This window comes from Mameliella sp. LZ-28 (assembly GCF_012274245.1).
GTDB classification, from domain to species: Bacteria; Pseudomonadota; Alphaproteobacteria; order Rhodobacterales; family Rhodobacteraceae; genus Antarctobacter; species Antarctobacter albus.
Window position 1 is genome coordinate 81,135 of the sequence record NZ_JAANYX010000009.1, and the last position, 18,913, is coordinate 100,047.

At 64.0% G+C, this 18,913-nt stretch carries 18 protein-coding genes; 11 read left to right on the top strand and 7 right to left on the bottom strand.

The features are described from left to right. Positions 1-17 precede the first annotated feature (17 nt). A complete protein-coding gene (locus G9Q80_RS06035) occupies positions 18-347 on the top strand; it encodes a DUF3775 domain-containing protein (RefSeq protein WP_088716761.1) in 330 nt (109 codons plus the stop codon). Positions 348-371: 24 nt separating this feature from the next. On the opposite strand, the gene G9Q80_RS06040 is transcribed toward G9Q80_RS06035, so the two are convergent. Further along, complete coding sequence (locus tag G9Q80_RS06040) at positions 372-1,625, bottom strand: DNA polymerase IV (protein ID WP_088716760.1); 1,254 nt, start codon at positions 1,623-1,625, stop codon at positions 372-374. A 34-nt stretch (positions 1,626-1,659) separates the two neighbouring features. On the opposite strand from G9Q80_RS06040, the gene G9Q80_RS06045 reads away from it, so the two are divergent. Then, a complete protein-coding gene (locus G9Q80_RS06045; RefSeq protein ID WP_232788319.1) occupies positions 1,660-2,091 on the top strand; it encodes an NUDIX domain-containing protein in 432 nt (143 codons plus the stop codon). A 100-nt stretch (positions 2,092-2,191) separates the two neighbouring features. Here G9Q80_RS06045 and G9Q80_RS06050 read toward each other — a convergent pair whose 3' ends face one another. Beyond that, on the bottom strand, positions 2,192-2,437 hold the full coding sequence (locus G9Q80_RS06050; RefSeq protein WP_052244820.1) for a hypothetical protein: 246 nt from the start codon (positions 2,435-2,437) through the stop codon (positions 2,192-2,194). A 319-nt stretch (positions 2,438-2,756) separates the two neighbouring features. Between G9Q80_RS06050 and G9Q80_RS06055 the strand changes: the two genes are divergently transcribed. Continuing rightward, complete coding sequence (locus G9Q80_RS06055; RefSeq protein WP_043146056.1) at positions 2,757-3,647, top strand: SPFH domain-containing protein; 891 nt, start codon at positions 2,757-2,759, stop codon at positions 3,645-3,647. Then, entirely contained in the window at positions 3,647-3,940 is a 294-nt protein-coding gene (locus tag G9Q80_RS06060; RefSeq protein WP_069210392.1) for an NfeD family protein, read from the top strand. Before G9Q80_RS06055 ends, G9Q80_RS06060 begins: the two co-directional genes overlap by 1 nt. Positions 3,941-3,943: 3 nt before the next feature. Here G9Q80_RS06060 and pyrF read toward each other — a convergent pair whose 3' ends face one another. Continuing rightward, positions 3,944-4,663: an orotidine-5'-phosphate decarboxylase gene (gene pyrF, locus G9Q80_RS06065; RefSeq protein WP_088716759.1), complete on the bottom strand. Its 720-nt coding sequence runs from the start codon at positions 4,661-4,663 to the stop codon at positions 3,944-3,946. A gap of 205 nt (positions 4,664-4,868) precedes the next feature. On the opposite strand from pyrF, the gene clpB reads away from it, so the two are divergent. Continuing rightward, positions 4,869-7,484 carry an ATP-dependent chaperone ClpB gene (gene clpB, locus G9Q80_RS06070; RefSeq protein ID WP_088716758.1) on the top strand — a complete coding sequence of 872 codons (2,616 nt, stop codon included), beginning with the start codon at positions 4,869-4,871 and terminating at the stop codon, positions 7,482-7,484. Positions 7,485-7,589: 105 nt separating this feature from the next. On the opposite strand, the gene G9Q80_RS06075 is transcribed toward clpB, so the two are convergent. After that, positions 7,590-9,035 (bottom strand): insecticidal delta-endotoxin domain-containing protein, encoded by a 1,446-nt coding sequence (locus G9Q80_RS06075; RefSeq protein WP_157903884.1) that lies wholly within the window; start codon positions 9,033-9,035, stop codon positions 7,590-7,592. Positions 9,036-9,408: 373 nt separating this feature from the next. Here G9Q80_RS06075 and G9Q80_RS06080 point away from each other — a divergent pair, with 373 nt between their 5' ends. Continuing rightward, entirely contained in the window at positions 9,409-10,179 is a 771-nt protein-coding gene (locus G9Q80_RS06080) for a hypothetical protein (RefSeq protein ID WP_088716756.1), read from the top strand. 14 nt (positions 10,180-10,193) lie between these two features. On the opposite strand, the gene G9Q80_RS06085 is transcribed toward G9Q80_RS06080, so the two are convergent. The 3 genes from G9Q80_RS06085 to G9Q80_RS06095 form a co-directional block, all read right to left on the bottom strand. Then, entirely contained in the window at positions 10,194-11,876 is a 1,683-nt protein-coding gene (locus G9Q80_RS06085; RefSeq protein WP_088716755.1) for a calcium-binding protein, read from the bottom strand. Positions 11,877-12,107: 231 nt separating this feature from the next. Further along, positions 12,108-12,590 (bottom strand): fasciclin domain-containing protein, encoded by a 483-nt coding sequence (locus tag G9Q80_RS06090; protein ID WP_043145956.1) that lies wholly within the window; start codon positions 12,588-12,590, stop codon positions 12,108-12,110. Positions 12,591-12,876: 286 nt separating this feature from the next. Further along, entirely contained in the window at positions 12,877-13,320 is a 444-nt protein-coding gene (locus G9Q80_RS06095; protein ID WP_069210388.1) for a DUF302 domain-containing protein, read from the bottom strand. A gap of 117 nt (positions 13,321-13,437) precedes the next feature. Here G9Q80_RS06095 and G9Q80_RS06100 point away from each other — a divergent pair, with 117 nt between their 5' ends. From G9Q80_RS06100 to msrQ, 5 genes are all read left to right on the top strand, one after another. Next, entirely contained in the window at positions 13,438-14,994 is a 1,557-nt protein-coding gene (locus tag G9Q80_RS06100; protein WP_088716754.1) for an FMN-binding glutamate synthase family protein, read from the top strand. Positions 14,995-15,109: 115 nt separating this feature from the next. Beyond that, the gene (locus G9Q80_RS06105) at positions 15,110-16,573 is read left to right on the top strand and encodes a pyridoxal phosphate-dependent decarboxylase family protein (RefSeq protein ID WP_088716753.1); all 1,464 of its coding nucleotides are present in this window, start codon (positions 15,110-15,112) and stop codon (positions 16,571-16,573) included. A gap of 131 nt (positions 16,574-16,704) precedes the next feature. Next, a complete protein-coding gene (gene msrP / locus G9Q80_RS06110; protein ID WP_088716752.1) occupies positions 16,705-17,634 on the top strand; it encodes a protein-methionine-sulfoxide reductase catalytic subunit MsrP in 930 nt (309 codons plus the stop codon). Beyond that, positions 17,634-17,840, top strand: coding sequence for a GDCCVxC domain-containing (seleno)protein (locus G9Q80_RS28100; RefSeq protein ID WP_074623342.1), 207 nt, complete (start codon positions 17,634-17,636; stop codon positions 17,838-17,840). The genes msrP and G9Q80_RS28100 overlap by 1 nt, the downstream gene beginning before the upstream one ends. Beyond that, a complete protein-coding gene (gene msrQ / locus G9Q80_RS06120) occupies positions 17,837-18,445 on the top strand; it encodes a protein-methionine-sulfoxide reductase heme-binding subunit MsrQ (RefSeq protein ID WP_074623341.1) in 609 nt (202 codons plus the stop codon). Before G9Q80_RS28100 ends, msrQ begins: the two co-directional genes overlap by 4 nt. The last annotated feature ends 468 nt before the right edge of the window (positions 18,446-18,913 follow it).

Sequence of the window (18,913 nt, forward strand, 5' to 3'; positions counted from 1 at the left end):
AGAGAAGGAGACGCGAAATGCAGAACATCAGCCCAAGGAAGGTGGCCGCGGTCATCGTCATGGCGCGCGAGCTGAGCCGCGCGGAGGGCGAGTTGCGCGGGTTGATCGACCGGATGGACGAAGAGGAACAGGCGGCGCTGGTCGCGGTCATGTGGATCGGCCGGGGCGCCTTTGACGCCGAGGACTGGGACGAGGCCTATGGCACCGCCGTGGCCGAGGCGACGACACCGACGGCGGATTACCTGATCGGGACACCGCACCTGGCCAACAACCTCGAAGCGGGGCTGGAGGCCTTTGGCTATGACGCGACGGGCGAGGAAGACGACCTGATGCGCCGCGGGGCGTGAGGCCCGGCGGTTTCCGGGTGCGCGCTACCTGAGCGCGCGGCCCTTCAAAATGGCCCCGTCGCCAAAGCGTGCCCGGATCGCATCCGTGGCGCGCTCGGCCTTGGCGCGGGTTTCGGCCTGTGGGTCCAGCAGGTCGCCCGAAACATCCGCCTGCGCCTCTGGCACCAGGTCGGAAATCCCCGCCCCGATCAGCCGGTAAGGCTGTCCGGGCGGCATCTGGTCGAAAAGCCCGCGCGCGGTGCGATAGATCCGGTCGGCGATCTGGGTGGCGCCGGGCAGGGCGGTGCGGCGCGTCACGATCCGGAAATCCGATTTCCGCAGTTTCAGCGTCACCACCCGGCCCGCCACGCCCTTGGCCTTGGCTCGGTCCGCGACCTTTTCCGCCATCCGCCAGAGATGCCCGTCCAGGATGTCCGCGTCTGCGGTATCCTCGTTGAAGGTGGTCTCGTTCGAGATGGATTTCATCGGCGCGTTGCGCGTCACGCGGCGCTTGTCCTCGCCCCTTGCCAGGTGCCAGAGGCGCTCACCCATAGAGCCGAAGCGGGCGGTCAAGTCGCGCTGATCCCAGCGCAGCAGGTCCTCGAAGGTACGGATGCCGGCCTTTTCCAGAGCGCCCTGGGTGGCCTGCCCGACACCCCAGATCAGGCGGATGGGCCTGGGGCGCAGGAAATCCTGCGTCTCTGCCGCACCGATGACCGCGAAGCCGCGCGGCTTGTCGAGGTCGCTGGCGATCTTGGCCAGGAACTTGTTGTGGGACAGGCCGATGGAGCCGGTCACGCCCAGGTCGGATTTCATCCGGTTGACCAGTTTTGCCAGCATGACAGCGGGCGGCGCGCCGTGCAGCCGCGCTGTGCCGGTGAGGTCGAGGAATGCCTCGTCCAGGGACAGCGGTTCGATGGCGGGGGTCAGTTCCTCCATCATGGCGCGGATCTGTTTCGAGACCTCGGCGTAGACGGCCATGCGCGGCTTGACCACGACGGCGTCGGGACAGAGGTCCAGCGCCTTGAACATCGGCATGGCCGAACGCACGCCGCGAATCCGGGCGACATAACAGGCCGTCGAGACGACACCGCGCCGCCCGCCACCGATAATCACCGGCTTGTCGGCCAGTTCCGGGTTGTCGCGCTTTTCAACGCTTGCATAAAAGGCATCACAGTCCATGTGGGCAATGGAGAGATCCCAGAGCTCGGCATGAGAGATCACCCGCGGCCGCCCGCAGGCCGGGCAGCGGGGTCCGGTGTCGAACTGGGTCAGGCAATCGCGGCACAGGCTGGGCATGGGTCCAGTATAATGCGCCGCAGAAAGGGGCGCCATGAGCGATCCGAGACAACAGTTCACGGGCGCCAAGCTGATGCTTTTTGCAGGCGGCGACCTGATCGTTCTGCGGCGTGACCGCAAACCGTCGATCCCCTGGCCCGGATACCTGGATTTTCCCGGCGGCGAACGCGACGGGGCGGAAACGCCCGAGGCCTGTGCCCTGCGCGAAACGCAGGAGGAACTGGGCCTGACGCTGGCAGAGGGCGACCTGCACGTTGTGCATCTGCGCGACGATGCGGGCAAGATCAGCTGGTTCTTCGCGGCGCATCTGCCGGGGGCCATCGTCGATGACGTGGTCTTTGGCGACGAGGGCGAGGAATGGCTGGTGATGCTGCCGGCGGATTTCATCGCCTCGGACGAGGCGATTCCGCATTTCCGCGAGATCCTGCGGGACTACCTGGAAAAAAGGCCGGGACCCGCAGAATAGCGCGGGCCCCGGCAGGACGCCGCCACGCCCGAGGGACAAGGGGGCGCGGCGGTGCGGCTCATACAGGCGTGTAAAGAGCCGAACCCTGGAAAGGGGTGGATCAGGCGGCGGTCGGCATCTCGACGGCAGGCAGGCGCAGTTGCAGCCGTTCGGGTGTGCCCAGCGACAGGCGGGCGCGCATCCACAGCCCGCGCGCGGCCTCTTCGAAATCGGTGGTGACGGGCGCCGCGTACTGGCTGGCGACCCGCAGCAGGCCTTGGGGGGTGACGACGGTGACCAGGGCCTCGAAGCATTGCTCGGCGGCGTTGTAACGCACCTGGTCGATGCGGGGGGTCCACGTGCTCATATCGGTCTCCTAACCTCATGCCCCGTTTTTCGGGCTTATATTCAAGAGGTAGGGTCAGAATGACCGCGTTTCATCGGGGCAACAGGTCAGGAATACCCCCGGCGCAGGGGGATTTTCGCGAATTTTCGCCGGTTTTTGGAGATTTGGGCGCCAGTTTGCCGGTGCGCCGAGGGCGCGGGAACACCTTTCGCGCCCATGCGTTGATAGAGGCTTGGCCCTGCGATGACGGCAGGCGGGGCAAGCGCCCGCATCGGCGGGCTTTCCTCTCCACCGGGGCTCTGCGATGCTGGGCGCGACGCATTTCCGGGAGACCTCAATCATGGACAATCAGGTGGCGATGGAGTTTGCCGGCGCCAATATCGTCTGGCTGTTGCTGGCCGCATTCGTCATCCTCTGCATCCTGCTGGGGGTGCGGATCGTGCCGCAATCCGAGAAATTCGTGGTCGAACGTTTTGGCCGGCTGCGCACGGTGCTGGGGCCGGGGATCAACCTGATCGTGCCCTTCATCGACAAGGTGCGGCACAGGATTTCCATCCTCGAACGGCAGCTGCCCGACGCGACGCAGGATGCGATCACCTCGGACAACGTTCTGGTGCAGGTGGAAACCAGCGTCTTTTACCGCATCCTCGAGCCGGAAAAGACCGTCTATCGCATCCGGGACGTGGACGGTGCGATTGCCACCACGGTGGCCGGGATCGTCCGCGCCGCAATCGGCCGGATGGAACTGGACGAGGTGCAATCGAACCGCAGCGAGCTGATCGGTGAGATCAAGAGCAACGTCGAGGACGCGGTGGACAACTGGGGGATCGAGGTGACGCGGGCCGAGATCCTGGACGTCAACCTGGACGAGGCCACGCGCCAGGCCATGCTGCAACAGCTGAACGCCGAACGTGCCCGCCGGGCCCTGGTGACAGAGGCCGAAGGTCAGCGCCGGGCCGTCGAGTTGCAGGCGGATGCCGAGCTTTACGCCGCCGAGCAGGCTGCCAAGGCGCGCCGCATCGCCGCCGATGCCGAGGCTTATGCCACCGGCGTCGTCGCCAAGGCGATCCAGGACAACGGCATCGAGGCGGCGCAGTACCAGGTGGCGCTGAAACAGGTCGAGGCGCTGACCGCTGTGGGCAAGGGTGAGGGCAAGCAGACCGTGATCCTGCCGGCCAATGCGCTGGATGCCTTTGCCGATGCCTTCAAGATGCTGAAGGGGTCGCGGTGATGAACTGGGGCTGGGACGTCTGGTGGATCTGGATCGCGGGCGGGATTGCCCTGGCGATCCTCGAACTGCTGGCGCCGGGGTTCATCTTCCTGGGCTTTGCGCTGGGCGCGCTGGCGATGGGCCTGCTGTTCCTGCTGGCCGGGCCGGGCGGGCTGTTCATCGGCGGCTCTCTGCCGCTGGCGCTGCTGACCTTTGCGGTGCTTTCGGCGCTGGCCTGGCTGGCCATGCGCCGGTTGGTGGGTGTGCGCAAGGGTCAGACGCGTGTCTGGGACCGCGACATCAACGAGGACTGACGCCTAGGATCCTTTGGGCCGCTGCGCCTGGGGCGAGGCCATTTCCGACAGGATCGCCTGTGCCGCCGCGCGGGGATTGGGGGCGCGGTGGATCGGGCGGCCGACGACGATGTGGTCGGCGCCGTCGCGGATCGCCTGGGCCGGGGTCGCGATGCGTTTCTGATCGCCGACGTCCGCGCCCGCGGGCCGCACACCCGGCGTCACGATCAGCCGGCCTTCGGACTGGGGCAGGGCGCGGACCAGCGCCGCCTCGTTGGGGGAGCAGATGATGCCGTCGGCCCCTGCCTCGAAGGCGCGGCCCGCGCGGGTCTGCACCAGGTCGGGGATCGGGCCTTCGGCAATCATGGCGGCATCTAGGTCATCGCGGTCGAGAGAGGTCAGGATCGTGACGGCAAGGATCTTGGTGTTCGAGCCTGCCGCGCCCTCCTTGGCGGCGCGCACCACATGCGGGTCGCCGTGGACGGTCAGGAAGTCGAGGTCGAACTGGGCCACGCCGCGCACGGCGGCCTCGATCGTGGCGCCGATGTCGAACAGCTTGAGGTCAAGAAAGATGCGCTTGCCGTGCTCGCCCTTCAGCTCGTTCGCCAGTGCCAGCCCGCCGCCGGTGAGCATCCCCAGCCCGATCTTGTAGAAGGACACGGCGTCACCCAGGCGGTCGACAAGGTCGAGCCCTTCGATCACGTTGGGGACGTCGAGGGCGACGATCAGACGGTCATCGGACATGGGGCGGGCTCCTGCTCTGGGGTTCGGGATCACATGAAAGCCCTTGCGCACAAGGTCAAGATGGCGCGCGTTGCTTTTTTGCAACGGCGCTCACTTGAACAGATCGTGAGCCGCGACCATCTTGGAAGCGAGGCCCCGAAAAGCCCGCGTGCTGCAAGGCCAGGCGCGGCGCACTTCAAGGGGCGCTTGATGGAAGGAGACAGATATGAACTTGGAGAAGTTCACGGAACGTGCGCGTGGTTTCATTCAGGCCGCGCAGACGATTGCGATGCGGGAAAGCCACCAGAAGCTGGCGCCAGAACACCTGCTCAAGGCCCTGCTGGACGATGAAGAGGGGATGGCATCGAACCTGATCGCCGCCTCGGGCGGTGAGCCGAAGCGGGTGGTGCAGGTGCTGGACACCAAGCTGGCCAAGATCCCGAAGGTTTCGGGTGACGCAGGGCAGGTCTACCTGGATTCCGCGACCGGCAAGGTGCTGGACGAGGCCGAGAAGCTGGCCCAGAAAGCCGGCGACAGCTATGTGCCCGTCGAGCGGATGCTGACCGCGCTTGCGATGGTCCGCAGCCCCGCGAAAGAGGCGCTGGAGGCTGGCAAGGTCACGCCGCAGAAGCTGAACGAGGCGATCAATGACGTGCGCAAGGGGCGCACGGCGGATACCGCCAACGCCGAGGACAGCTATGAAGCGCTGAAGAAATACACGCTGGACCTGACCGAGCGCGCCCGCGAAGGCAAGATCGACCCGATCATCGGCCGCGATGACGAGATCCGCCGCACCATGCAGGTGCTGTCCCGCCGGACCAAAAACAACCCGGTGCTGATCGGTGAGCCGGGCGTCGGCAAGACCGCGATCGCCGAGGGGCTGGCCCTGCGGATCGTGAACGGCGACGTGCCGGAATCGCTCCGCAACAAGCGCCTGCTGGCGCTGGACATGGGCGCGCTGATCGCTGGTGCGAAGTATCGCGGCGAATTCGAGGAGCGGCTGAAATCCATCCTCTCCGAAGTGACGTCGGCAGCGGGCGAAATCGTGCTGTTCATCGACGAGATGCACACGCTGGTCGGCGCGGGCAAGGCGGATGGGGCAATGGATGCCTCGAACCTGCTGAAACCGGCGCTGGCGCGGGGTGAGCTGCACTGTGTCGGTGCCACCACGCTGGACGAGTACCGCAAGCACGTCGAAAAGGACGCGGCCTTGGCGCGGCGGTTCCAGCCGGTCATGGTCGAGGAGCCGACGGTCGAGGATACGATCAGCATCCTGCGCGGGATCAAGGAAAAGTACGAGCTGCACCACGGCGTGCGGATCTCGGACTCGGCCCTTGTGACCGCGGCGACGCTCTCGCACCGCTATATCACCGACCGTTTCCTGCCGGACAAGGCCATCGACCTGATGGATGAGGCCGCCAGCCGCCTGCGGATGGAGGTCGACAGCAAGCCCGAGGAACTGGACGCGCTGGACCGTGACATCCTGCAAAAGCAGATCGAGGTCGAGGCGCTGCGCCTGGAAGACGACCAGGCCTCCAAGGATCGGCTGGCCAAGCTGGAAAAGGACCTGTCCGAGTTGCAGCAGAAGTCGGCCGAGATGACCTCGCGCTGGCAGGCGGAGCGTGACAAGCTGGCTTCGGCCCGCGACCTGAAGGAAGAACTGGACCACCTGCGCGCCGAGCTGGAATCGGCCAAACGTGACGGCAATTTCGCCAAGGCCGGTGAGCTGCAGTACGGGCGCATTCCCGAACTGGAGCGCAGGCTGAACGAAGCCGAAACCGAGGAATCGGACGTGATGGTCGAAGAGGCCGTCGGCCCCGAGCAGATCGCGGCGGTGGTCGAACGCTGGACCGGTGTGCCGACCTCGAAGATGCTGGAAGGCGAACGCGAAAAGCTGTTGCGGATGGAAGACGAGCTGCACAGGCGGGTCATCGGTCAGAACCAGGCGGTGACGGCGGTGGCCAATGCGGTGCGCCGGGCGCGCGCGGGTCTGAACGACGAGAACCGGCCGCTGGGCTCTTTCCTCTTCCTTGGCCCGACCGGCGTCGGCAAGACCGAGCTGACCAAGGCGGTTGCGAACTATCTCTTTGACGACGACAGCGCGATGGTGCGCATCGACATGTCCGAGTTCATGGAGAAACACGCGGTGGCCCGTCTGATCGGTGCGCCTCCGGGCTATGTCGGCTATGACGAAGGCGGTGTCCTGACCGAGGCCGTGCGGCGGCGTCCCTACCAGGTGGTGCTGTTCGACGAGGTCGAGAAGGCGCACCCGGACGTGTTCAACGTGCTGCTGCAGGTGCTGGATGACGGTGTGCTGACCGATGGACAGGGCCGGACCGTGGACTTCAAGCAGACGCTGATCGTGCTGACCTCGAACCTTGGGTCTCAGGCGTTGAGTCAACTGCCCGAGGGCGCGGATTCGAGCCAGGCGCGTCGGGACGTGATGGATGCTGTGCGCGCCCATTTCCGGCCCGAGTTCCTGAACCGTCTCGATGAGACCATCATCTTTGACCGCCTCAAGCGCGAGGACATGTCGGGAATCGTCGATATTCAGATGGCCCGCCTGCTCAAGCGGCTGGCGGCCCGCAAGATCCGGCTGGAGCTGGACGATGCGGCCAAGACCTGGCTGGCGGACGAGGGCTATGATCCGGTGTTCGGGGCGCGCCCGCTCAAGCGGGTGATCCAGCGGGCGCTGCAGGATCCGCTGGCCGAGATGCTGCTGGCGGGCGACGTGGCGGACGGCGACGTGGTGGTCGTCTCTGCCGGGGCCGATGGTCTGATCATCGGTGACCGTGTGAGGGCAACGAACCGTCCCAAGCCGGACGATGCCGTGGTCCACTGATCCCGGTGACAGGCAAGAGGAAAGGCGGGGGAGACCCCGCCTTTTTTCAAGCCCGCGCGGACAGGCCCAACGATTGCCGGCAAACGAAACCGGACGGTCGCGCCCTCAGGAGGTTTCCATGTTCAGCGGGTTGTCCACGAGCTTGCGCCACCCGGCGACGACCTTCTTGCGGTCGGGCAGGCTGGCTTCCAGCTCGGCCAGAACCTTGTCCTGGTAGGCCTCCATCGCCTTTATCACGTCGGCCTTGCTGCTGCCGGGCACCGGGATGTTCTTGCCGTCCTTGTCGTTGGTGTATTCGTACTTGATCCGGTTCAGGTGCTTGTCGGCATCGATCGCCTCGTCGGCGTAATAGCCGACAAGGTAGTGGTGACGGAACACCACGCCATGTTCGGCGCCGTAGACCACGCGGCTCTTGCGTTTTTCGCGGATCTTTTCCCATACCTTGTCGGCGTGGTCCGCGTATTGCTTGGCATATTTCGCGACAGAGCCGGTCTTGGGGACGCCATAGCTCGACTTCAGCGGATCGAAATTCTCATCCTTGTTGGTTGGGTCGACATTGGCGATTTCCTGCAGGATCGACAGGTGCATCCCCGCCCCCAGCAGGAAGACCGGGAAACAGGCCAGCTGGTATTTTTCATCCATCAGCGTCCCCAGCATGCCGTCCGTACCGATGAAGAAGGTGTTGGAGTAGTCGTGCAGATGGTAGTCGAACAGGTTCTTGCGGTCCTGCTGGACCCGAAGGTCCGATTGCAGCCGGGCGGGCGCGTAGACGTTGGTCAGCTCGTTGCGCAGCGCAACGAAGGTCCCGGCAATTTCGTCGATGGTCTGCTGCTTCAGCTCTTGTTGCATCAGCTTTTGCATGCCCTCGAAATAGGCGTCGAGGGTCGATTTCTTGTCCTCCGGGAACAGCGCCCCGAGAATCGTGTCGATGATCGCCCCGGCGATGGCCCCTGCGATCACGCCGCCCGCGATCTGGGTCAGGTTGCCGCTGATCGCCTTGAGCGCGTCCTTGGCCATCTGGTCTGCCAGTTTCTTGGCCACGTCCACGGCAATGCTGTGCGGCAGCGAGGCCGCAGCCAGTACCATCACGGGGGCCTCACCCAGCCCCAGTTGCGCATCGGTCGGCTCTGCCGCCGCCGCGCTGTCAAAGCGCAAGGCGCCCGTCTGCGCATCCACGACCACGTTGCGATAGATGTAGAGCAGCCGGGCCATCGAGGTCTGGCGGTCGACAAAGACCGTTCCTGACGGAAACACCTCCCAGGGTTCGGACAGGAAGGCAAAGCGCTCGTGCACCAGGGTTTCGCCGGGGAGCATCGGCGAAGCGGCGTTCAATTCGTCTATCGCGCAGCGCACGCGCAGTTTCAGCATCGTGTCATCGGAATGCGACAGCACCGGATGGTCATAGACGAGAGGAACGTCTGACGCCTCGACGTAGGCGCCTTCGACACCGACCACGGTTGCCGCTGGATCGTCCAGGGCTTCGAACCCGGCCTTCAGTTTCCGGATGGTGTAAGTCTCTCGGTCCACGCCATTTTCGACGGAGGCAACCATCGTGCTGATAGATGAGCGCACGGGGGGTTCTGCAAACATGGACATGGTGTCTCCTGGTCGATGGATTGGTCTGATCGGATGGATGGCAAATTTGAACCCTGCCCCACTGGGAGAGTTCGATCAACCGGATTCCACTTGAGGTGTAGCGGGCTGTGCGCATCCGCGAATCCGGAGGGATCGAAACCAAATACCGCAGCCGTCCTGGCATATGGCCTGCCAGTGTGGGCCTGCGCGCCCAAAGCTGGAAATCGCGGACGGTTCAGACAGTACGTTCCCCCACTTGAGTGTTCGGAACCTGTCTTTGACTTTCGTTCCCGAGTGGCGGGCCGAGGTCAGGCACCCTAAACTGCCCCGGTAATCTGCGAGTGAGACCATGCGTATTCTGGTACATGCCGGGTTCCACAAGACCGGAACAAGCAGCCTGCAGTCCTGCGCGGCCGCCAATGCAGACCGGCTGTCACGGAACCTGAATCTGTTGCTGCCCGGCGGCCTGCGCCCTGTTGCGCAATTGGCCCGACGCTATGCAATCAGACCGGAACAGAGAAAGCTGAACAGGATGCGGCGGGAACTGAACGCGGTCCTGCCGCCGCCCGACAAGCCGTTGTTCATCACCTCCGAGGATCTTTCCGGGCTTGTTCCCGGTCGCAGGCCCGGGGCGGGCTATGATGAGGCGCCGGAATTGTTGCGGACGGTGGTGACGACCTTGGACGACCGATATCCGCAGGCCGAGATCACCGTCTGGTTCACCACGCGTGACGAGGACGCCTGGATGAGAAGCATCTACTGGCAAAACCTGCGCGGGCACCGCATCACGGAGGATTTCGACACCTACCGCGCGCGGCTGACCGATTCCTTGCCGCTGGCGGATCGGGTCGAGGCGGTACGGGCCGGGCTGCGGGGGCGTGCCCGGGTGCTGAGTACCGGTGTCGAAACCAGCCGCGCACGGGCCGTCGGGCCGCTGGGCCTGGCGCTTGACCTGCTGGGACTGCCTGATGAGGGGCTGACGCCGACCCCGCCAGGTAACGTGCGCCCGAAAGACGGAATCGAGACCCTGTTGAGGCTGAACCGGTCGACCCTCGACGAGGACCGGCTGGCGCGCCGCAAGCGTCGGTACCTGCGCAATCAGCGCATGGGACGTCTGTAGAGCGGCGGACAGGATCAGACGATGGCCAGCACGTCGTCGTATTGCAGCACGATATTGTCGATCCCCAGGCCCCCGCCAAGATCCGCGGAGTCGCCCATGTCGTCGAGGGTGATCGTGATGTGCAGGCTCTCCATGTCCTCGAAGTAGGGCAACATCTGATCGAATGTCAGGTCCTCGGGGCCGCCGTCGATGTCCCACAGCCCGTCGCCATCCTCGTTGAAGGTGGCCACGGAGCCGGCGCCCGGTGCGCCGCTGCGCAGGCTGATCGTGTTGTCCGACCCGTCGAGATAAAAGGCGTCGAGATCGAAACCCACAAGATCGAAGCTCTTGCCGGTCACCTGTGACCCGATGTCGATCGTGATGCTGTCGCTGCGGCCTGTTCCGAAATCGGTGTCCGCCAGGCCCAGCTCGAACTCGCAGTCGCCATCCAGGTCGATGAGCCCGATCTGCCCCGAGACGCCAAGGCCCATGTTCAACGCCCCATCCACCACGAAACCGCCCTGTTCGTAGGTGAACTGGTTGGCAGTGGCGTCGTACTGGAACAGCCCGCTGTCGAAATCGAGCGTTTCTGTGCCGGTGCCGAAGATGAAGTCGCCGGCGTCGAGGTCGGCCACGTCCATGTTGCACAGGATGATCTTGTTGTCGGAGTCGAAATAGATCACCGCGTGGGCGTTGTTCTGGGTGATCGTGAGATCATCGACCGAGGTGATGCCAAGGTGGCCATAGGCGGTCAGGTCGATCTTGTCGGTTCCGTCCTCGAAATCGCGGACCACGTCGACCCCATCCGAGATGGCAAAGCGGAACACATCCGCGCCGATGTCCCCCTGGAGCACGTCGTTGCCCTGTCCCCCGTCGAGCGTGTCGTCCCCGGGACCGCCGTTGAGGTGATCGGCATCCAAGCCGCCATAGAGCCGGTCATTGTCGGCATTGCCCAGCAGGGTATCGTTGCCAGCGCCGCCGAGCAGGGTGTCATCGCCCGCCTGGCCGACCAGCGTGTCGTGGCCGCCTTCGCCAAAAATCTCGTCGCGGCCCCTGCGTCCGACCAGGTGATCGCCGCCGCTTGTTCCCGGCAGGCTGTTGTCGGCGCCGATCCGCGTCCCGAAGATGAAATCATCGGCGTCGAGCTCGGCGATGCTGGTGTCCTGCAGGATGATCTTGGTATCGCTGCCGAAGAAGATCACGGCGCTGCTGCCGTTCTGGTTCAGCACCAGGTCGTCGAAAGAGGTGATGTCGAGCGCGCCAAAGGCCTTCAGGTCGATCAGGTCTGTTCCGTTCTCGAAATCGCGGATCACGTCGACCCCGTCGAAGGTATCGAAGCGAAAGACATCCGCCCCTTCGTCGCCCTGCAGGACGTCGTTACCGCGCCCGCCCAGAAGCGTGTCGTCCCCGGGGCCGCCAACCAGCAGGTCCCTGTGGCTGCCGCCATCGAGAAAATCATTGTCAGCGTTTCCCCGCAGCACATCGCGATTGGCGCCGCCGAGCAGGGTATCGTTGCCCGTGTCTCCGACCAGTGTGTCGTTGCCGTCCGCCCCGAAAATCTGGTCGTGACCGTCATTCCCCAGGAGAAAATCCGCCCCGGCGCCGCCCTGGATCGTATCGTTGCCGCCTTTGCCGATGTAGGTGTCGTCGCCGTCCAGCATGCTCACGAGGTTGGCGAGGAAATCGCCCGTTTCATTGTCGGCCAGATTTGTCGGCATCACTCGTTCCTAATCGCTTGTTAATATTGAATGAGACAAAAAATTTAGTCGCACCTCGTCCAATTCGTTTACGATTTGTTAACTAATGGTCAAGCTGAAACCGGGGAGAGATGTCGCCCAAGGGTTGAACTGCTGGCAAGACGCCGGAAATGGGGCGGGTTCCTGCCTGTGCGCAAATGGAAACGGCCCGCACAGGGTGCGGGCCGAATACCTGGATTGACCTGTTGCGGGTCACATGCCCGGCATGATCACCTTGTCGATGACGTGGATGACACCGTTCGACGCTTCGATGTCGGCGGTCACGACGCTGGCGTCGTTGACCATCACGCCGTTGTCGAGGTCGATGGTGATTTCCGACCCTTCGACGGTCTTGGCCATCATGTCATCGCTGAGGTCGGTCGACATGACCTTGCCCGCAACGACGTGGTAGGTGAGGATCGCGGTCAGCTGGTCCTTGTTTTCAGGCTTCAGCAGGTCCTCGACCGTGCCTTCGGGCAGGGCGGCAAAGGCCGCGTCGGTGGGCGCGAAGACGGTCAGGGGACCTTCACCCTTGAGCGTGTCGACAAGGCCCGCGGCAGTGGCCGCCGCCAGCAAAGTTTCAAAGCTGCCCGCCTCCTTGGCGGTGTCGACGATATCCATCGAGTGGCCGCCGGCAAAGGCCGGAGCGGCAAAGGCGAGTGCGGTCGTGGCGGCGAGGAACGTTCTACGGATCATGGAAATCCTCCATTGGTTTCGCAGTTGCGATGTGTCCGTCACATCGAAAGGGTCTACGGGAGGATTGGCGCACTGGATCAGGCGGAATTTCTGCGCGCACCGCTTGACGAGCGCGGGTCCGCCGCTAAGCCCGAGGCAAAGGGATTTTCCAATTACATCTTTGTGAATTCAGGGCATGATTTTTTTGGTGATCCGGCAGAAAAACCGGGAAAACGGCGCCGGGCCGTTCTCCCTCTCTGCCTGCCAATGGCCGGAGGTCCCGGGGCAGACCCGGGACGCGGTCGGCTCAATCCAGGCCGATGGCCGCGCGGGCGATGCCGTCAAGCAGGGCCTCGACCTTTTTCATTTCGCCTTCGGGGAATTCGCGGAAACCGATGGTGGTGGTCTCCGGCGTCTCCGGCCGGACGATGACGAAGATGTCGTAGGGACAGAAGACCACGTTCATCGGGTCCGCTTCCATCACCTCGCGGCTGATCTTGGCCGAACAGAAGCTGAAGATGTCCGCGTTGGTGAAGATGGTGATGTCCGACCCCACGTCGCCCTTGGTGCGTTCCAGCATGTCACCCGTGTGACTGACCGCGTCGATCACGAGGCCCTCGTCGAGGATCGCGTTTTCCAGCCCGAAGACGACATCGTCGAAGCTCTGGTCGGTGTCGTAGCTGATGATGCCCTGGGCCATTGCCCCGCTTGCCACGAGCGCAAGCGCGGCGGCGCTGATGAAGTGTCTCATGCTCTCTCCCTTTCACGAATTGCGCAGACGGGCTGCCATTCGTCTGTGATGGTGGCAGAGTATCGATTCAATAACAGCATGACCTTGAGACAAATCAACACATTCGGGGGGTAGAATATGGAATACGCGATGGCCGCGCTGCAGTACCTGGCGCTGTTCTTCGTCTTCATGATCGGCGTGGCGGTGGCGCTGATCATCGTGATGTATGTCATCGACAAGACGCAGACCGGGGACGCGATCCGCCGCAACTACCCTGTCATCGGGCGCTTTCGGGCCCTGTTCACCGAGTTGGGAGAGTTCTTTCGGCAGTATTTCTTCGCGATGGACCGCGAGGAGATGCCGTTCAACCGGGCGCAGCGTAACTGGATCTACAATGCCAGTTCCAGCAAGGGGAACACGGTGGCCTTTGGTTCGACCCGGAACCTGAACGTGCCGGGGACGCCGATCTTCATGAACGCGGTCTTTCCGCCGCTGGACGATCAATATGCCTCGACCGAACCGATGATGATCGGCCCCTATTGCCGCGAACCCTACCTGGCGCCCTCGATCTACAATATCTCGGGCATGTCCTACGGTGCGATCTCGAAACCGGCGGTGCAGGCTCTCAGCCGGGGGGCCAAGCAGGCGGGGGTCTGGCTGAACACGGGGGAAGGGGGGCTGTCGCCATATCACCTGGAGGGCGGTTGCGACATCGTCTACCAGATCGGCACGGCCAAGTTCGGCGTGCGCGATCAGGACGGCAACCTGAGCGAGGCCAAGCTGAAAGAGGTCGCCGCAAATCCGAACGTCAGGATGTTCGAGATCAAGCTGAGCCAGGGCGCCAAGCCGGGCAAGGGCGGCATCCTGCCGGCGGCCAAGATTGACGAAGAGGTCGCCGCCATTCGCGGTGTACCGATGGGCAAGGACGCGATTTCGCCCAACCGGCACCGCGAGGTGGATGATTTCGACGGGCTGCTGGACTTGATCGGGCATATCCGCGAGGTCACGGGCAAGCCGGTCGGGTTCAAGACCTGTATGGGCTCGGCCGATCCCTGGTTTGCCTTCTTCAAGAAGATCAAGGAACGTGGCGAGGAGCACGCGCCCGATTTCATCACCGTCGATGGGGGCGAGGGCGGCACCGGCGCGGCGCCGCTGCCGTTGATCGACCTGGTGGGCCTGCCGCTGCGCGAGGCGCTGATCCGCATGGTCGACCTGCGTGACCTCGCCGGGTTGCACGACCGCATCCGCATCGTGGCCAGCGGCAAGCTGGTCAACCCGGGCGACGTGGCCTGGGCCATCTGCCTGGGCGCGGATTTCGTGACCTCGGCGCGGGGGTTCATGTTCTCGCTGGGCTGTATCCAGGCGCTGAAGTGCAACAAGAACACCTGCCCGACCGGGATCACCACGCATATCCCCTCTCTGCAAAAGGGGCTGGTGGTCGCCGAGAAGGACAAGCGTGTCGCGGCCTATGCCAGGGCCGTCATCGGAGAGATCGAGACCATCGCCCATTCCGTCGGGGTCGGAGAGCCGCGCCAGATGCGGCGGCGGCACGTGCGGGTGGTCAAGGATGACGGCTCGTCCGTGCAGATGAACGAGATCTACCCCTCGGTCCGGCTGGGCGACGATGGCGCCGCCGGGAACCGCATGTTCGAAGAGGCCATTCGCCGGATGCAGGTGGACGCAAGGGCGCCGTGATCGCTATCGCGGGCAGCCCTCCCCCCGGCTGCCCGCGATGGGGCTGTCTGTGATATACTGCGGACGGTTCCGGCGTGATTTTTTATCCAAAACCTTTTCATCCTTGGGGGGAGACATGGACGACCAGCATTTCGAACAGGCCGAAGAGGGACTTGATCCCGCGGATTGGAATGTCCTGCGGGACATGGCGCACCGGATCGTGGATGACGCACTTGCCCATATCCGCGACGTGCGCGACCGGCCTGTCTGGGCCGAGATGCCGGGGGAGGTGCGCCAGAGCTATGCCGCGCCGCTGCCGGTCGGCCCGCAACCGCTGTCCGAGATATACGGGGAAGTGCAGGAGAACCTGTTGCCTTACCCGATGGGCAACATCCATCCGCGGTTCTGGATGTGGTACATGGGATCGGGCAGTTTCAGCGGCGCCCTGGCAGAGTTCCTGTCCGCGATCGACGGATCCAACCTTGGCGGCGGCAACAATGCCGCCGCCCTGATGGACCGGCAGGTGGTGGACTGGCTGAAGCAGATGATGGGTTTCCCCGAGACCGCCAGCGGGACGCTGGTCAGCGGCGGCTCGATGGCGAACATCATCGGGCTGACGGCGGCGCGCAATGCGATGGCGGGGGTGGATGTCCGCGAAGAGGGCGTCGGCGCCATACCACAACCCCTGCGCTTTTACGGCTCGGATCAGCTGCACAGTTGTCACCAGAAGGCGGTGGAACTGCTGGGCCTGGGCAATCGGGCGCTGCGGCGGGTGCCGTCGGATCGCAACTTGCGGATGGACATGGGTGCGCTGCGCGAGCTGATCGCCGAGGACCGCGCCAAGGGGTATCGCCCGGCCTGCGTCATCGCCACCGCGGGGACGGTCAACACGGGCGCCATCGACGACCTGCCCGCCATCCGCGCGTTGTGTGACGACGAAGGGCTCTGGTTTCATGTCGACGGCTGCATCGGGGCGTTGATCGCGATTGCCCCGGGCAACCGCGACTTGGTGCGCGGCCTGGAGGCGGCGGATTCCCTTGCCCTGGACCCGCACAAATGGCTGCATGTGCCCTTCGAGGCGGGTTGTGCGCTGATCCGGGATGCAGACCGTCATCGCCAGACCTTTGCCGTGCACCCCGAGTACCTGGAGGAAAAGCCCCGAGGCATCGCGGCGACGGAATACCTGCATGACTACAACCTTCAGACCTCGCGCGGGTTTCGCGCCCTCAAGGTCTGGTTGACGCTCAAGGAACATGGCGTCGAGAAGTTCGGCCGCCTGATCGACCAGAACATCGCGCAGGCCGCCTATCTCGCCGCCCGGATAGAAGAGGTGCCGCATCTTGAACTGATGGCGCCGGTGACGATCAACATCGTCTGTTTCCGGTTCACGGTGCCGGGACAGCCGGAGCCTGACCTGCGCGAGCTGAACACGGAAATCATGTTGCAGATGCAGGAGGCGGGTATTGCCGCCCTGTCCGACACCACTGTGGCCGGGCGCCATTGCCTGCGGGTGGCGATCTGCAATCACCGCACGCGGCGCGCCGACCTCGACCTGCTGGTCGAAGAGGTGCTGCAGATCGGCGGTGATCTGGCGGTCTGATCCCTGCCGCCCCTGCCAGGGCACGTGGGAGACGTGTTACAGCCGCGTTACGCCAACGTGAGACATCGTTTGTTTGGGTCGAGGCGCGTGTCGCCTATCTTGTCGGATAACGGACCACCCGAGGAGGACACATGGCCAACCGCTGGACAAACAAGCTCACCCGTTCCGACGTCACGCCGGAGCCGATCTTCATGAACCGCCGCCGCGTTTTGGCGGGGCTGGGTCTTGGCGCCGGGGCGGCAGCGGGTGGTGCCGCGCTGCTGGGGGGCATGCCCAACGCGGCACAGGCGCAGGACGCGCTGGAGCCCAATGCCTTCGAGGATATCACCTCGTACTGCAACTACTATGAATTCGGCACCCGCAAGGGTGATCCGGCCGAGAACGCCCACATGCTGACGACACAGCCCTGGACGATCCAGATCGACGGGCTGGTCGACAAACCGGGCGATTACGCGCTTGAGGACATCCTGAGCCAGATGACTATCGAGGAGCGCATCTATCGCTTCCGTTGCGTCGAGGCCTGGTCGATGGTCGTGCCCTGGAACGGGTTCGAACTGGCGGATCTGCTGGAGCTGGCGGGGGTGAAGCCCGAGGCGAAATACGTTGCCTTCGAAACGGTGTTGCGCCCCGAGGAGATGCCCGGCACGCGTTTCCCGGTTCTCGACTGGCCCTACGTCGAGGGGCTGCGCCTGGATGAGGCGATGCACCCGCTGACGATTATGGCGACGGGCATCTACGGCAAGACGATCCCCAACCAGAACGGTGCTCCGATCCGCTTGGTGGTGCCGTGGAAATACGGCTTCAAGTCGATCAAGTCGATCGTGCGGATCACCCTGACCGACAGCGAACCGCCGACCTCGTGGAACAAGGCCGCTGCGCGCGAATACGGATTCTATTCGAACGTGAACCCGACGGTGGATCACCCGCGCTGGAGCCAGGCGACCGAACGACGGATTGGCGGCGGACTCTTCGCGCGCCGCCAGCCGACGCTGATGTTCAACGGCTATGAAGAGGAGGTCGCATCGCTCTACGAGGGCATGGATCTCAAGGCGAACTTCTGATGACAGTTCTGCTGTCTGTCTTGACCTGCCCGTCCTGCGGCACGCGCACGGAAGAGACGATGCCTACCGATGCTTGCCAGTTTTTCTGGGAATGCCCGTCGTGCAGAACGGTTTCGCGGCCCAGGCAGGGGGATTGCTGCGTCTATTGTTCCTACGGCACGGTTCCGTGCCCGCCGATCCAGGATGGAAAGGCTTGCTGCTCATGACCGCTTTGACCGATGGCATAAATCGCGGCGCGCGGTGGCTGCCGACGTGGACGCTCTATCTGCTGCTGGCGGTTCCGGCACCCTGGTATCTCTACCAGGGGCTGACCGGGGGGCTGGGTGTCGAGCCGATCAAGGCGCTGGAACATGCGCTGGGGGAATTTGCGCTTCAACTGGCCATCGCCGGATTGGCCGTGACTCCGTTGCGCCGCTGGGCCGGGGTGAACCTGCTCAAGTTCCGGCGCGCGATCGGCATCATGACATTCACCTATGTCTTTCTGCATCTGCTGGTCTGGCTGGTCCTGGATGTGCAGATCCTTGGGCAGATCTGGGCCGACATTCTCAAGCGTCCCTATATCACCGTGGGCATGGCGGGCTTTGTCCTGATGCTGCCCCTGGTGATGACCTCTAACAACTGGTCGGTTCGGCGACTGGGCCCGCGCTGGCGCAAGCTGCACCGGCTGACCTACCCCGCGGTACTTTTGGGGGGCGTGCACTACCTGATGCTGGTGAAAGGGTTTCAGATCGAACCGCTGGCCTACCTCGGCGTGATCTGCCTTTTGCTGGCGCTACGGGTCCGTTTGACGGCCCGACCCCGACTCGCCTGAGACGTCTTTGGCCTTGGTCAGGGGTGAATCGCGGCGATTCAGGGCGCTGATCGGCTCAAAAAGCGGGCCTCTTGGGGGTAAGCCTGTGGATAACCCAAGATATGGAGGCGGGCTCTGCCGCGGTGCAGCATGACGCGTCGATGTTAGCGCCGGAGACGAGATTTTTCGCACCTCTCAATCCCCTGATTTTGCGTAGTTTTCGGGCGTTCATGAAAAAAACATGACGAGAGGCGAAAAAACTGCTTGCGGGTTTTGATGTGTAACCGTAAAAGCCCCTTCACCGGCGGCGCTGAGGCGCTGATCGGGAGGCCGGACGGGACGGCGGGGCGATGCTCCGGGGGCTGCGAGGCAACAATCTGAGGCAATGACGGGCGGGCGCGCCGAGCAAGTTAGGGCGCACCGGTTCGGTTTTTGTCTCTACGCTATTTGACATTGATGGTATCTGAAGAGATATGCGGGCGGCTCTGG

Bases quoted from the DNA above. Each gene is read 5' to 3' on its own strand.
- G9Q80_RS06045 (WP_232788319.1), top strand. From the start codon at position 1,660: ATGAGCGATCCGAGACAACAGTTCACGGGCGCCAAGCTGATGCTTTTT.
- G9Q80_RS06090 (WP_043145956.1), bottom strand. From the start codon at position 12,590: ATGATCCGTAGAACGTTCCTCGCCGCCACGACCGCACTCGCCTTTGCC.
- G9Q80_RS06050 (WP_052244820.1), bottom strand. From the start codon at position 2,437: ATGAGCACGTGGACCCCCCGCATCGACCAGGTGCGTTACAACGCCGCC.
- pyrF (WP_088716759.1), bottom strand. From the start codon at position 4,663: ATGTCCGATGACCGTCTGATCGTCGCCCTCGACGTCCCCAACGTGATC.
- G9Q80_RS06060 (WP_069210392.1), top strand. From the start codon at position 3,647: ATGAACTGGGGCTGGGACGTCTGGTGGATCTGGATCGCGGGCGGGATT.
- G9Q80_RS06040 (WP_088716760.1), bottom strand. From the start codon at position 1,625: ATGCCCAGCCTGTGCCGCGATTGCCTGACCCAGTTCGACACCGGACCC.
- clpB (WP_088716758.1), top strand. From the start codon at position 4,869: ATGAACTTGGAGAAGTTCACGGAACGTGCGCGTGGTTTCATTCAGGCC.
- G9Q80_RS06035 (WP_088716761.1), top strand. From the start codon at position 18: ATGCAGAACATCAGCCCAAGGAAGGTGGCCGCGGTCATCGTCATGGCG.
- msrQ (WP_074623341.1), top strand. From the start codon at position 17,837: ATGACCGCTTTGACCGATGGCATAAATCGCGGCGCGCGGTGGCTGCCG.
- G9Q80_RS06105 (WP_088716753.1), top strand. From the start codon at position 15,110: ATGGACGACCAGCATTTCGAACAGGCCGAAGAGGGACTTGATCCCGCG.
- msrP (WP_088716752.1), top strand. From the start codon at position 16,705: ATGGCCAACCGCTGGACAAACAAGCTCACCCGTTCCGACGTCACGCCG.
- G9Q80_RS06095 (WP_069210388.1), bottom strand. From the start codon at position 13,320: ATGAGACACTTCATCAGCGCCGCCGCGCTTGCGCTCGTGGCAAGCGGG.
- G9Q80_RS06100 (WP_088716754.1), top strand. From the start codon at position 13,438: ATGGAATACGCGATGGCCGCGCTGCAGTACCTGGCGCTGTTCTTCGTC.
- G9Q80_RS06085 (WP_088716755.1), bottom strand. From the start codon at position 11,876: ATGCCGACAAATCTGGCCGACAATGAAACGGGCGATTTCCTCGCCAAC.
- G9Q80_RS28100 (WP_074623342.1), top strand. From the start codon at position 17,634: ATGACAGTTCTGCTGTCTGTCTTGACCTGCCCGTCCTGCGGCACGCGC.
- G9Q80_RS06080 (WP_088716756.1), top strand. From the start codon at position 9,409: ATGCGTATTCTGGTACATGCCGGGTTCCACAAGACCGGAACAAGCAGC.
- G9Q80_RS06055 (WP_043146056.1), top strand. From the start codon at position 2,757: ATGGACAATCAGGTGGCGATGGAGTTTGCCGGCGCCAATATCGTCTGG.
- G9Q80_RS06075 (WP_157903884.1), bottom strand. From the start codon at position 9,035: ATGGTTGCCTCCGTCGAAAATGGCGTGGACCGAGAGACTTACACCATC.